The organism is Stenotrophomonas sp. ZAC14D2_NAIMI4_7, from assembly GCF_003086675.1.
GTDB lineage: Bacteria > Pseudomonadota > Gammaproteobacteria > Xanthomonadales > Xanthomonadaceae > Stenotrophomonas.
Genome location: NZ_CP025995.1, coordinates 2904232 through 2917067, shown reverse-complemented (window position 1 = coordinate 2917067; position 12836 = coordinate 2904232). Strand labels below are relative to the sequence as shown.

Annotated in this window: 10 protein-coding genes and 2 tRNA genes; all 12 read left to right on the top strand. The window is 64.3% G+C overall.

Features of this window, described 5'->3' with window-relative positions; all coding sequences use genetic code 11:
* Positions 1 to 3 precede the first annotated feature (3 nt).
* The 12 genes from nuoI to rbfA all read left to right on the top strand — a co-directional run bounded on the left by nuoI (position 4) and on the right by rbfA (position 12769).
* Complete coding sequence (nuoI, locus tag C1922_RS13475) at positions 4 to 492, top strand: NADH-quinone oxidoreductase subunit NuoI (protein ID WP_108750217.1); 489 nt, start codon at positions 4 to 6, stop codon at positions 490 to 492.
* Between the two features lie 9 nt (positions 493 to 501).
* Positions 502 to 1158, top strand: coding sequence for an NADH-quinone oxidoreductase subunit J (locus tag C1922_RS13470; protein WP_108750216.1), 657 nt, complete (start codon positions 502 to 504; stop codon positions 1156 to 1158).
* Positions 1155 to 1460, top strand: coding sequence for an NADH-quinone oxidoreductase subunit NuoK (nuoK, locus tag C1922_RS13465; protein WP_006381125.1), 306 nt, complete (start codon positions 1155 to 1157; stop codon positions 1458 to 1460). The genes C1922_RS13470 and nuoK overlap by 4 nt, the downstream gene beginning before the upstream one ends.
* 7 nt (positions 1461 to 1467) lie before the next feature.
* Complete coding sequence (gene nuoL, locus C1922_RS13460; protein ID WP_108750215.1) at positions 1468 to 3645, top strand: NADH-quinone oxidoreductase subunit L; 2178 nt, start codon at positions 1468 to 1470, stop codon at positions 3643 to 3645.
* A 23-nt stretch (positions 3646 to 3668) separates the two neighbouring features.
* Entirely contained in the window at positions 3669 to 5177 is a 1509-nt protein-coding gene (locus tag C1922_RS13455) for an NADH-quinone oxidoreductase subunit M (protein ID WP_108750214.1), read from the top strand.
* Positions 5178 to 5192: 15 nt separating this feature from the next.
* Positions 5193 to 6653, top strand: coding sequence for an NADH-quinone oxidoreductase subunit NuoN (nuoN, locus tag C1922_RS13450; RefSeq protein WP_108750213.1), 1461 nt, complete (start codon positions 5193 to 5195; stop codon positions 6651 to 6653).
* 127 nt (positions 6654 to 6780) lie between these two features.
* Positions 6781 to 6857 (top strand) — tRNA-Met (locus C1922_RS13445).
* 82 nt (positions 6858 to 6939) lie between these two features.
* A tRNA-Met gene (locus C1922_RS13440) sits at positions 6940 to 7016 on the top strand.
* 365 nt (positions 7017 to 7381) lie between these two features.
* Positions 7382 to 7972 (top strand): ribosome maturation factor RimP, encoded by a 591-nt coding sequence (gene rimP / locus C1922_RS13435; RefSeq protein ID WP_108750212.1) that lies wholly within the window; start codon positions 7382 to 7384, stop codon positions 7970 to 7972.
* Positions 7973 to 7976: 4 nt separating this feature from the next.
* Positions 7977 to 9488, top strand: coding sequence for a transcription termination factor NusA (gene nusA / locus C1922_RS13430; protein WP_108750211.1), 1512 nt, complete (start codon positions 7977 to 7979; stop codon positions 9486 to 9488).
* Between the two features lie 92 nt (positions 9489 to 9580).
* The gene (gene infB, locus C1922_RS13425) at positions 9581 to 12226 is read left to right on the top strand and encodes a translation initiation factor IF-2 (protein ID WP_108750210.1); all 2646 of its coding nucleotides are present in this window, start codon (positions 9581 to 9583) and stop codon (positions 12224 to 12226) included.
* Positions 12227 to 12385: 159 nt separating this feature from the next.
* Positions 12386 to 12769, top strand: a complete 384-nt coding sequence (gene rbfA, locus C1922_RS13420; RefSeq protein WP_108750209.1) for a 30S ribosome-binding factor RbfA — start codon at positions 12386 to 12388, stop codon at positions 12767 to 12769.
* Positions 12770 to 12836 lie beyond the last annotated feature (67 nt).

Genomic DNA, 12836 nt, shown 5'->3' with positions numbered 1-12836 from the left:
GTGATGAACAGGATTACCCATTACTTCAAGAGCCTGCTGCTGCTCGAACTGCTGGCTGGCCTTTGGCTGACGCTGAAGTACAGCTTCAAGCCGAAGTACACGATGATGTACCCGATGGAGAAGTTCCCGCAGTCGCCGCGCTTCCGTGGCCTGCACGCGCTGCGCCGTTACCCCAACGGCGAAGAGCGCTGCATCGCCTGCAAGCTGTGTGAGGCGGTCTGCCCGGCGCTGGCCATCACCATCGACTCGGCCAAGCGCGAAGACGGCACCCGCCGTACCACCCGCTACGACATCGATCTGTTCAAGTGCATCTTCTGCGGCTTCTGCGAAGAAAGCTGCCCGGTGGACTCGATCGTCGAAACGCACATCCTCGAGTACCACTTCGAGAAGCGTGGCGAAAACATCGTTACCAAGCCGCAGCTGCTGGCCCTGGGCGACCGTCTCGAAACCGAGATCGCCGAGCGTCGTGCCGCCGATGCCGCTTACCGCTGAGGTCGAGAGATGGATTGGGTAAATATCGCTTTCTGGGTGTTCGCCATCGCGGCAACGGTTTCGGCCGGTGCGGTGATCAGCGTGCGCAACCCGGTTCACGCCGTGCTCTGCCTGGTGTTGACCTTCTTCTCCATTGCCTGCGTGTGGCTGCTGGTGGGCGCCGAATTCCTCGGCGTGGCGCTGGTGCTGGTCTACGTGGGTGCGGTGATGGTGCTGTTCCTGTTCGTGGTGATGATGCTGGACATCGACCCCACGAAGATGCGCGAAGGCTGGGTGCGTTACCTGCCGGTCGGCCTGATCGTGGCCGTGGCCATGCTGGTGCAGATGCTGATCCTGATCGGGGTGAAGGGCAGGGCGGTCAACGCCTTCCCGGCCGACAACGCGGCCGCGCTGGCCGCTGACAGCTCCAACATCACCTGGCTGGCACGCACGCTGTTCACCGAATACCTGCTGCCGTTCGAGTTCGCCGCCGTCATCCTGACCGTGGCCGTGGTGGCCGCCGTCATGCTGACCCTGCGCCGCCGTACCGGCGTGAAGAGCCAGAACCCGGGCGACCAGACCATGGTCAAGGCCGGCAACCGCCTGCGCATGGTCAAGATGGGCGCAGAACAGCCGGTCGTGCACAGCAACAGCAAGCCGGCCGCCGGCGAGGAGACCCAGCCGTGATTACCCTTGGCCACATGCTTGCGCTGGGCGCGGTGCTGTTCGCCATCAGCCTGGCCGGCATCTTCCTGAACCGGAAGAACGTCATCGTGCTGCTGATGTCGATCGAACTGATGCTGCTGTCGGTGAACGTGAACTTCGTTGCGTTCTCCCGCCAGCTGGGTGATCCGTCCGGCCAGCTGTTCGTGTTCTTCATCCTGACCGTCGCCGCTGCCGAGGCCGCCATCGGCCTGGCGATCCTGGTGACCCTGTTCCGTACCCGCCGCACGATCAATGTCGGCGAAGTCGATTCGTTGAAGGGCTGATCCACAGATGGAAATCACTCTCTCCAAGAGTCTGTTGATCGCAGTGGTGCTTGCACCGCTGTTCGGCAGCATCATCGCCGGCCTGTTCGGTCGCCAGGTCAAGCGCTTCGGCGCGCAGACCGTCACCATCCTCGGCGTGGCCATCAGCTGCGCCCTGTCGATGTACACGCTGTACCAGCTGCTGTGGGGCGGCGCGCAGCCGTTCAACCAGAACCTGTACACCTTCTTCGAAGTCGGCCAGTACTCGGCCCACGTCGGTTTCATGGTCGACAAGCTCACCGCCATGATGATGGTGGTGGTCACCTTCGTGTCGCTGCTGGTCCACATCTACACCATCGGCTACATGGAAGAAGACCCGGGCTACCAGCGCTTCTTCAGCTACATCTCGCTTTTCACTTTCTCGATGCTCACCCTGGTGATGAGCAACAACTTCCTGCAGCTGTTCTTCGGCTGGGAAGCGGTGGGCCTGGTGTCGTACCTGCTGATCGGTTTCTGGTTCAAGCGCCCGACCGCGATCTTCGCCAACATGAAGGCGTTCCTGGTCAACCGCGTCGGTGACTTCGGCTTCCTGCTGGGCATCGCCGGCGTGCTGTGGGTGTTCGGCACCCTGGACTACTCGCAGGTGTTCTCGCAGGCCGGCGCCCTGGCCAGCCCCGAAGCCAAGATGCAGATCTGGGACGGCACCCTGTTCGGCATGCAGCTGCTGAGCGACCCGGTGGTCTGGTCGATCGCCACCGTCATCTGCATCTGCCTGTTCATCGGCGCCATGGGCAAGTCGGCCCAGGTCCCGCTGCACGTGTGGCTGCCCGATTCGATGGAAGGCCCGACCCCGATCTCGGCACTGATCCACGCCGCGACCATGGTCACCGCCGGTATCTTCATGGTCACCCGCATGTCGCCGCTGTTCGAGCTGTCGCAGACCGCGCTGAACTTCATCCTCTTCATCGGTGCCACCACCGCGTTCTTCACCGGCCTGATCGGCATCGTGCAGAACGACATCAAGCGCGTGGTCGCGTACTCGACCCTGTCGCAGCTGGGCTACATGACCGTGGCACTGGGCGTGTCGGCCTACTCGGCGGCCGTGTTCCACCTGATGACCCACGCCTTCTTCAAGGCGCTGCTGTTCCTGGGTGCCGGCTCGGTCATCATCGCGATGCACCACGAGCAGGACATGCGCAAGATGGGCGGCCTGCGCAAGTACATGCCGATCACTTTCATCACCATGTGGATCGGTACCCTGGCCCTGGTCGGTACGCCGTTCTTCTCCGGCTTCTACTCGAAGGACACCATCATCGAGGCAGCCGAGATCCACGCCCACATGCAGAACACCTGGGTGGCCACCTACGGCTACTGGGCAGTGCTGGGTGGCGTGCTGGTGACCAGCTTCTACAGCTTCCGCCTGCTGTTCCTGACCTTCCATGGTCCGGAGCGCTTCCGTGACGCGCACCACGACGACCATGGCCACGGCCATGACGATCACCACGCGGCCGATGCCCATCATGCTGATGCGCACCACGGCGATGCCCATGACGACCACGGCCATGGCCACGGTCCGCATGAGCCGCACGAAACCCCGTGGGTGGTGACCCTGCCGCTGATCCTGCTGGCCATCCCCTCGATCGCCATCGGTTTCTTCAGCATCGGTCCGATGCTGCACGGTACCGACTGGGCCGGCCACCACGCGCACGCGACCATCAAGGGCCAGGCACAGACGTTCTTCACCGGTGTCGTGGACTTCTACGATCCGGCCAAGAACACTGTCGGCTTCCTCAGCGAGCATTTCCATGGTCCGGTCAAGTTCGCGCTGCACGGCATGATGCTGCCGCCGTTCTGGCTGACCCTGGCGGGCTTCCTGCTGGCCGCGCTGTTCTACCTGTGGAAGCCGGACCTGTCGGGCAAGGCACGCAAGACCTTCGCCCCGCTGGTGTCGGTGCTGGAAAACAAGTACGGCTTCGACAAGCTGTGGATCGATGGCTTTGCCGGCGGCAGCGTCAAGCTCGGCAAGGTGTCGCGCTGGATCGACAGCAACATCGTCGATGGCGTGGTCAATCTCTCGGCACGTGTTGTGGACGTTGCAGCCGGCGTGCTGCGTCGTACCCAATCCGGTTTCCTCTATCACTACGCCTTCGCGATGATCATTGGCCTGATTGCCCTGCTGGGCGTGCTGATGCATTACCTGCGTTGATGACCTGTACGGAATAAGAAGACGTGTCGAACTGGCCCCTACTCAGTGTCCTCATCTGGCTGCCGATCATCGGCGGTGCCCTGATTCTTGCGATCCGTGATGCGCAGACCGCCCGCTGGGCGTCGCTGGGCGTCGCGCTGCTGACCTTCGCGGCAAGCCTGCCGCTGCTGGCCGGCTACGATCCGGGCATCGATGCCCTGCAGTTCGTCGAGACCCACGCGTGGATCCCGGCGTACAACATCGGCTACAACCTGGGCGTGGACGGCATTGCCGTGGCGCTGATCCTGCTGACCACGCTGGTCAGCGTGCTTGCCCTGATCGGTGCCTGGAGCGCGATCAACAAGCGCGTCAACCAGTACGTGGCCGCCTTCCTGATCCTGGAAGGCGTCACCGTCGGCATCTTCGCTGCCACCGACGCGATGCTGTTCTACGTGTTCTTCGAAGCGATGCTGATCCCGATGTTCCTGATCATCGGTGTCTGGGGCGGCCCGCGCCGCATCTACGCAGCGCTGAAGTTCTTCCTGTACACCTTCCTCGGCTCGGTGCTGATGCTGGTGGCGCTGATCTACCTGTACATGAAGGGTGGCAGCTTCCAGCTGGCCGACCTGTACGCACTGCAGCTGTCGGCCACCGAGCAGACGTGGATCTTCTTCGCCTTCCTGATCGCCTTTGCGGTGAAGGTGCCGATGTTCCCGGTGCACACCTGGCTGCCGGACGCGCACGTGGAAGCGCCGACCGCCGGTTCGGTCATCCTGGCCGCCATCGCCCTGAAGATCGGTGGCTACGGCTTCCTGCGCTTCAACCTGCCGATCGTGCCGGACGCCTCCAACGAGTGGGCCTGGCTGGTCATCGCCCTGTCGCTGATCGCGGTGATCTACGTCGGTCTGGTCGCCCTGGTGCAGGACGACATGAAGAAGCTGATCGCCTATTCGTCGATCGCACACATGGGCTTTGTCACCCTGGGTACCTTCATTGCCCTGTGGCTGGTGCGTGAGGCCGGCAACGCCGATGCCGCCCGCCTGGGCCTGCAGGGTGCGATGGTGCAGATGATCTCGCACGGCTTCGTGTCCGGCGCCATGTTCTCCTGCGTGGGCGTGCTGTATGACCGCATGCACAGCCGCCGCATCGCCGATTACGGCGGCGTGGTGAATGTCATGCCCTGGTTCGCCACCTTCGCCATGCTGTTCTTCATGGCCAATGCCGGCCTGCCGGGCACCAGCGGTTTCGTCGGCGAATTCATGGTCATCCTGTCGGCCTTCCAGCGGAACCCGTGGATTGCCCTGGGCGCGGCCACCACCCTGATCATCGGTGCGGCTTACACCCTGTGGCTGTACAAGCGCATCTTCTTCGGTGAAGTGGCCAACAGCCACGTGGCCGAACTGAAGGACATCAACGGCCGCGAATGGCTGGTGCTGGGCGTGTTCGCCGTCGGCGTGCTGGCTCTGGGCATCTACCCCAAGCCGCTGACCGACCTGATGGAGCCCTCGATCGCCAAGCTGGCCATGCAGATCGCATCCAGCAAGCTGCTGTAATTCCAGGATTTGATGATGACCACCTCGCCGCTGCTGCCATTGACCGCCGCTGACCTGCCACCGCTCGCCCCCGAGCTGGTGCTGATCGGCAGCGCCTTCGCCCTGATGATCCTCGACCTGTTCGTCAGCAACCGGAACAAGATCGTCACCCATCTGTTCTCGCTCGCGGCGCTGGCCGTGGTGCTGTTCATGCTGGCTACCGGCGTGGGCGGGCAGGGCGAGGTCTTCCACGGCATGTTCGTGCGCGACACGGCGGCCGACGTCATGAAGACCGGCATCGTGCTGCTCAGCGGCCTGACCCTGGTCTACGGTTGGCGCTACCTGCGCGACCGCAACCTGTTCCAGGGCGAGATCCCGGTGCTGATCCTGTTCGGCACCGCCGGCATGATGATCCTGGTCTCGGCCGGCAGCCTGCTGATGGTCTACCTGGGCCTGGAACTGCTGGCCCTGTGCTCCTACGCCCTGGTGGCCAGCAACCGCGACAACGGCCTGGCCTCGGAAGCGGCGATGAAGTACATCGTGCTCGGTTCGCTGGCTTCGGGCCTGCTGCTGTACGGCATGTCGCTGATCTACGGCGCCACCGGCAGCCTGCACCTGGACGTCATCCGTGACGCCATCCCGCACTCGGAAGAGCGCGTGCTGCTGATCACCGGTGCGGTGTTCATGATCGCCGGCGTCGCCTTCAAGCTCGGTGCCGCGCCGTTCCACATGTGGCTGCCGGACGTGTATCAGGGTGCCCCGGCACCGATCGCGCTGTTCATCAGCTCGGCGCCGAAGCTGGCCGCGTTCGGCATGGCCTACCGCCTGCTGGAAATGGGCGTGGGTCCGCTGTCCACCGAGCTGCAGCTGCTGATCGGCGGCCTGGCCGCGGTGTCGCTGGTGCTGGGCAACCTGATGGCCATCGCTCAGAGCAACCTGAAGCGCATGCTGGCCTTCTCCACCGTCTCGCACATCGGCTTCCTGCTGATGGGTATCGCCGGTGGTGGTGCGCAGGGCTATGCCGCCGCGCTGTTCTACGCACTGGCCTACGCCATCATGTCCACCGCCGCCTTCGGCGCGATCATCGCGCTGTCGCGTGCGGGCTTTGAAGCCGAGAACATCGAAGACTTCAAGGGCCTGAACGCCCGCAACCCGTGGATGGCCGGGCTGGTGCTGTGCATCATGGCGTCGCTGGCCGGCATTCCGCCATTCCTGGGCTTCTGGACCAAGCTGGCCGTGCTGGGCGCTGCCATCAACGGCGGCCTGCTGTGGCTGGCCATTCTGGGCGTGCTGTGCGCCGTGGTGGGCTGCTTCTACTACCTGCGTGTCATCAAGGTCATGTACTTCGATGAGCCGGTGGGCGAGGCCATGCCGCGCAACAACGACCGCGTGCTGGGCGTGGTGCTGGGCGTGAATGCCCTGGCGCTGCTGGCCCTGGGCTTGGCCTGGAACCCGATCATGGTCTGGTGCCAGCAGGCATTTGCGCATCTTGCATAAAAGTTGACACAAAGCTGCGCGATTCGTGTAATATGCGCAGCCTGAGTTGTCACTGCAGCGGTTCAGCCAGAACATCGTTGCGGTAGCCCTCCTCGAAAGAGCAGGGCAACAGTTCAAACACTTCCGGTGCGGGGTGGAGCAGTCTGGCAGCTCGTCGGGCTCATAACCCGAAGGTCGCAGGTTCAAATCCTGCCCCCGCTACCAACTTCATATCGGCGCCAACCGGTTTGATGAATGAGGGAAGGCTTGCATTTTTTGAAGTCATCGCTCATAATTCCGCTTCTGATGCGGGGTGGAGCAGTCTGGCAGCTCGTCGGGCTCATAACCCGAAGGTCGCAGGTTCAAATCCTGCCCCCGCTACCAAGTAAAGAAATCGCCTTCGAAGTTCTGCTTCGGAGGCGTTTTTCTTTGGGGTCTGCGTTTCTGTAGAGTCGAGCCATGCTCGACTGCCGGTGCGGAAAAGGGATCTGCCCCCAGGTCTCCCGCCTTGCACCAGCGCGGTGCAACCGCTATCATCAGCGGCCTAGCATTACCCCTGAAGGCGGTCTCCCATCGGGAGTCCGGACCCGGAAGGAGGGCCGCAGCGCGCTTACACACGGTGCTGCAACCGGAATCCAGTCACCGGAGTCTTTCCGGAAAAGGGGCCCTGCGGGCCCTTTGTCGTTTCCGGGGCGTCATGTTTCCCCGCCGGCCGTGGCCGGCACCCAACCAAGAGATCAAGGCAGGCTGTGAGCGACAAGGCAACCGACATCGCGAATCTGCTCGCCCCGACCGTTGTGTCGCTGGGCCTGGAGCTGCTGGGCGTTGAATATCTGCCGGCCCCCGGCGGTGCAACCCTGCGTCTTTACATCGACGTGCCGCTGGCTGAGCAGCCCGAGCGCATCATCAACGTGGACGACTGCGAGCGCGTCAGCCGTGAAGTGTCCGCACAGATGGACGTGGAAGACCCGATCAGCGGCAATTACACGCTGGAAGTGTCTTCGCCGGGCGTCGATCGCCCGCTGTTCAACCTGGAACAGTTCGGCCGTCACCTGGGCGAAATGGCCAAGGTCGTGCTGAAGCTGCCGCAGGACAACCGTCGTCGCCTGCAGGGCCGCATCGAGGCGACCGACGAGGCCGCAGACACCATCACCTTCATCGTCGACAAGGCGGAAGTGGTGGTCTCGGCCGACAACATCGACAAGGCCCGGATCATGCCGGACTGGGTTGCCCTGGGCCTGGCCCCGAGCAAGCCGACCGGCCCGGCGCCGAAGCGTCCGAAGACGGACAAGAATTCTTCTTCCAACGAGCCGGCGGCAAAGAAGCCGCGCGCGGAGTGAGCCAATGAGCAAGGAACTGTTGCTGGTAGTGGACGCGGTCGCCAACGAAAAGGGCGTGCCGCGTGAAGTGATCTTCGATGCCATCGAGGCCGCCCTGGCTTCGGCAGCGAAGAAGCGCTATCCCGACGAGGAAGTGCTGACCCGCGTGGTCATCGACCACAAGGATGGCAGCTACGAAACCTACCGCCGCTGGGAAGTGGTGGCCGATGACGTGGTCATGGAATCGCCGGACCGGCAGATCCGCCTGATGGACGCCGTCGACGAAGCCGAAGGCGTGGACGTCGGCGACTACATCGAAGAGCAGATCGAAAACCCCGATTTCGGCCGCATCGCCGCCCAGGCCGCCAAGCAGGTGATCGTGCAGCGCGTGCGCGAAGCCGAGCGCCAGCAGGTGGTCGATGCGTGGAAGGATCGCGTGGGTGAGCTGATCACCGGTGTGGTCAAGCGCGCCGAGCGCGGCAACATCTACGTGGACCTGGGCGGCAACGCCGAAGGCTTCATCCCGAAGGACAAGGGCATTCCGCGCGACGTGCTGCGCGCCGGCGACCGCGTGCGTGGTTACCTGGCCGAAGTGCGTTCGGAACCTCGTGGCCCGCAGCTGTTCATCAGCCGCGCCGCTCCGGAATTCATGATCGAGCTGTTCAAGCTGGAAGTGCCGGAAGTCGGCCAGGGTCTGGTGGAAATCAAGGCTTGCGCCCGCGATCCGGGCGACCGCGCCAAGATCGCCGTGCTGGCCCACGATACCCGCACCGATCCGATCGGTGCCTGCATCGGCATGCGCGGTTCGCGCGTGCAGGCCGTGTCCAACGAGCTCAATGGCGAGCGCGTGGACATCGTGCTGTGGAACGAGAGCCCGGCCAACTTCGTCATCAACGCCATGGCGCCGGCCGAAGTGCAGTCGATCATCGTCGATGAAGACAAGCACTCGATGGACCTGGCCGTGGCCGAAGACCGTCTGGCCCAGGCCATCGGCAAGGGCGGCCAGAACGTGCGCCTGGCCAGCCGCCTGACCGGTTGGCAGCTGAACGTGATGACCCAGGACCAGGTCACCGCCAAGTCGGAAGCCGAGCAGGCTTCGGCCCGCCAGCTGTTCATGGACAAGCTGGAAGTGGACGAGGAAATCGCCGGCATCCTGGTGACCGAAGGCTTCGGCACGGTCGAGGAAATTGCTTATGTCCCGGTCGGCGAACTGCTGGCCGTGGAAGGTTTCGACGAAGACATCGTCGAAGAGCTGCGCGCTCGTGCCCGCGATGCGCTGCTCAATGAGGCCCTGGCAGTCGAAGAAGGCCTTGAAGACGGCCAGCCGGCGCAGGACCTGCTGTCCCTGAAGGGCATGGACGAAGCCACCGCGTATGCGCTGGCCGGCCACGGCGTGCGTACCAGCGAGGAGCTTTCCGACCTGGCCGCCGACGAGGTCATGGACTTCGGCATTGAAGGGCTGGACCAGGAGCGCGCCGCGGCGCTGATCCTGGCCGCGCGTGCCGAGGAGATCGCCCGACTGGAACGCGGCGAATGAGCCGGCAATGAACAGGGCCCTGAGCCGATCAGGGCGTAGAATCCGCGCCACCTCCATCTGCGGGGGGGCGCCCACAAGATCATAGGATCCGAATGTCGCAGCAAACCACCATCCGCAAGCTTGCCGAACTGGTCAACACACCGGTCGAGAAACTGCTGGAACAGCTGGCCGGTGCCGGCATGAAGTTCAGCGGTCCCGACCAGGTCGTGACCAGCACCGAGAAGGTGAAGCTCCTGGGCTTCCTTCGTCGTTCGCACGGCAAGCCCGAGCAGGCCCCGGAAGAGACCGATCAGTCTGCAAAGAAGATCACCCTCAACCGCCGGAAACAGCAGGAAGTGACGGTCAATTCCGGTCGCAGCAAGACGACCGTGAATGTCGAGGTGCGCCAGAAGCGTACCTACGTCAAGGATGGTGCTCGCCCGATGACGCCGGACGAAGAGCGCGCTGACATCCTGCGCAAGCTGGAAGAGTCGCGCGCCCGCAACCTCGCCGAACAGCAGGCCCTGGCCGAGAAGGATCGTCTGCGCGACGAAGCCATCGTCCGTGCCCGTGAGGAAGAGATTGCGGCCAAGGAACGCGCAGAGGCCGAGAAGAAGGCTGCCGAAGAAGCCGCGGCTGCCGCCAAGGCTGCCGAGGCGGCTGCCGCCACCAAGCCCAAGCGCGCGCCGATCGATGAAACCGCGCCGCGTCCGCCGCGCACGCCGGCTGCCGCTCCGGCTGCACCGCGCAGTGCGCCGCCGCCGCCGCGCAGCGACGACCGCAACAACCGCAGCGCGCCGCGCAACGAGCGTGGCCCGGGCGATCGCTTTGCCGGCCAGATGCACCTGTCGGCGGCCGACCGTGCCCGCCGTGGCAACAGCAGCAACAGCAACAACCGTGGTCGTCCGGGTGGTCGCAACCAGAGTGGTGGCCGTCGCGACATGTCGCGTGGCGGCAACAACGCCGGTCCGCACGCCTTCGAGCGTCCGACCGCACCGGTCGTGCGTGAAGTGGCGATCGGCGAGACCATCACCGTGGCCGACCTGGCGCAGAAGCTCGCGCTGAAGGGCGGCGAGGTGGTGAAGGCGCTGTTCAAGATGGGCGTGATGGCCACCATCACCCAGTCCATCGACCACGACACCGCTGCGCTGGTGACCGAAGAACTCGGCCACAAGGCGATCCGTGCCAATGACAACGACGCCGAAGACGCACTGCTGGCCTCGACCGGTGAAAACCAGGGCGAAGCCGTGCAGCGTCCGCCGGTGGTCACCATCATGGGCCACGTCGACCACGGCAAGACCTCGCTGCTGGATTACATCCGTCGTACCAAGGTTGCCCACGGCGAAGCCGGCGGCATCACCCAGCACATCGGTGCGTACCACGTTGATACGCCCAAGGGCGTCATCAGCTTCCTGGATACCCCGGGCCACGCCGCGTTCACCTCGATGCGCGCCCGCGGTGCCAAGCTGACCGACATCGTGGTGCTGGTGGTGGCGGCCGACGACGGCGTCATGCCGCAGACCAAGGAAGCGATCCAGCACGCCCGCTCGGCCGGTGTGCCGCTGATCGTGGCGATCAACAAGATCGACAAGTCCGGCGCCGACCCGATGCGCGTCAAGAACGAGCTGCTGTCCGAGCAGGTCGTGGCCGAAGAGTTCGGCGGTGACATCCAGATGGTGGAGATCTCGGCCAAGACCGGCCTGGGCATCGACGACCTGCTGGACGCCGTGTCGGTGCAGGCCGAACTGCTGGAACTGAAGGCCGTCGACGAAGGCCGCGCCTCGGGCGTGGTGATCGAATCGTCGCTGGACAAGGGTCGTGGCCCGGTCGCTACCGTGCTGGTGCAGCAGGGCCGCCTGAAGAAGGGCGACTACCTGGTGTGCGGCATCCAGTACGGCCGCGTGCGTGCGCTGTTCGACGAAACCGGCAAGCAGCCGGAGTTCGCCGGCCCGTCCATCCCGGTGCAGGTCCTGGGCCTGTCCGGCGTGCCGGAAGCCGGTGACGACTTCGTGGTGGTCGAGGACGAGCGCCTCGCCAAGGACGTTGCCCAGCAGCGTGAGACCAAGCGCCGTGAATCGCGCCTGGTGGCCACCGCTGGCAGCCGCATGGAAGACATCATGGCGACCCTGGGCAAGGGCGAGGGCCAGCAGGTCCTCAACCTGGTCATCAAGGCCGACGTGCAGGGTTCGGTGCAGGCGCTGAGCCAGGCACTGGTCGCGCTGTCCAACGAAGACATCCGCATCAACGTGATCCACTCCGGTGTGGGCGGCATCACCGAATCGGACGCCAACTCGGCGGCTGCTTCGAAGGCCACCGTCATCGGCTTCAATGTGCGTGCGGATGCTTCGGCCCGTCGCATCATCGAATCCAACGGCGTGGACCTGCGTTACTTCTCGATCATCTATGACGTGATCGACCAGGTGAAGCAGGTGGCCTCCGGTCTGCTGGGCGTGGAAATCCGCGAAGAGATCATCGGTATCGCCGAAGTGCGCGACGTGTTCCGCAGCTCCAAGCTGGGCGCCGTTGCCGGCTCGATGGTCATCGAGGGCGTGGTCAAGCGCAACAAGCCGATCCGCGTGCTGCGCGACAGCGTGGTCATCTTCGAAGGCGAGCTGGAATCGCTGCGCCGCTTCAAGGAAAACGTCGAGGAAGTCCGCAACGGTACCGAATGCGGTATCGCGGTGAAGGCCTACAACGACGTGAAGCCGGGTGACCAGATCGAGTGCTTCGAGCGTATCGAAGTGCCGCGCACCCTGTAATGCTGCAAGGGGCCGGTCCTCACGGACCGGTCCGCCACCCCGGTGGGGCGCGACCTTGGTCGCGTCACCGCCCCTGGTAGGGCCCGACCCTGGTCGGGTCACCATCCCTGGTAGGGCCCGACCTCGGTCGGGTCACATTCAAATCAAGAGCCTGACCGCGTGCCCAAAACCTTCCATCGAACCGACCGTGTCTCCGCCCAGCTGCGCCGTGAACTCGGCACCCTGGTGCACAACGCCGTGCGCGAGCATGGGTTGCCCTCGGTGAGCGTGTCCGACGTGGAAATCACCCGCGACATGGCCCATGCCAAGGTGTTCGTCACCGCGCTGATGCCGGAACGTTCGGCCGAAGCAGTGAAGGGTCTGCGCGAGCTGGGCTATCGCCTGCGCATGGATCTGGCCAGGGCGATGAAGCTGCGCCACGTGCCCGAACTGCATTTCCACTACGACGACTCGGTCGATCGTGGCGAGCATATCGACAACATCCTGCGCGACCTGCCCGATACGCTGGCCGCAGAGAAGCGTCGCAAGAGCGACGAAGAATAACCGCGCGACGCCGGGCACGCCCGGCGTTGTTGCATTCCGGCTGCGCGATGTCTGATGCAGATCGCGC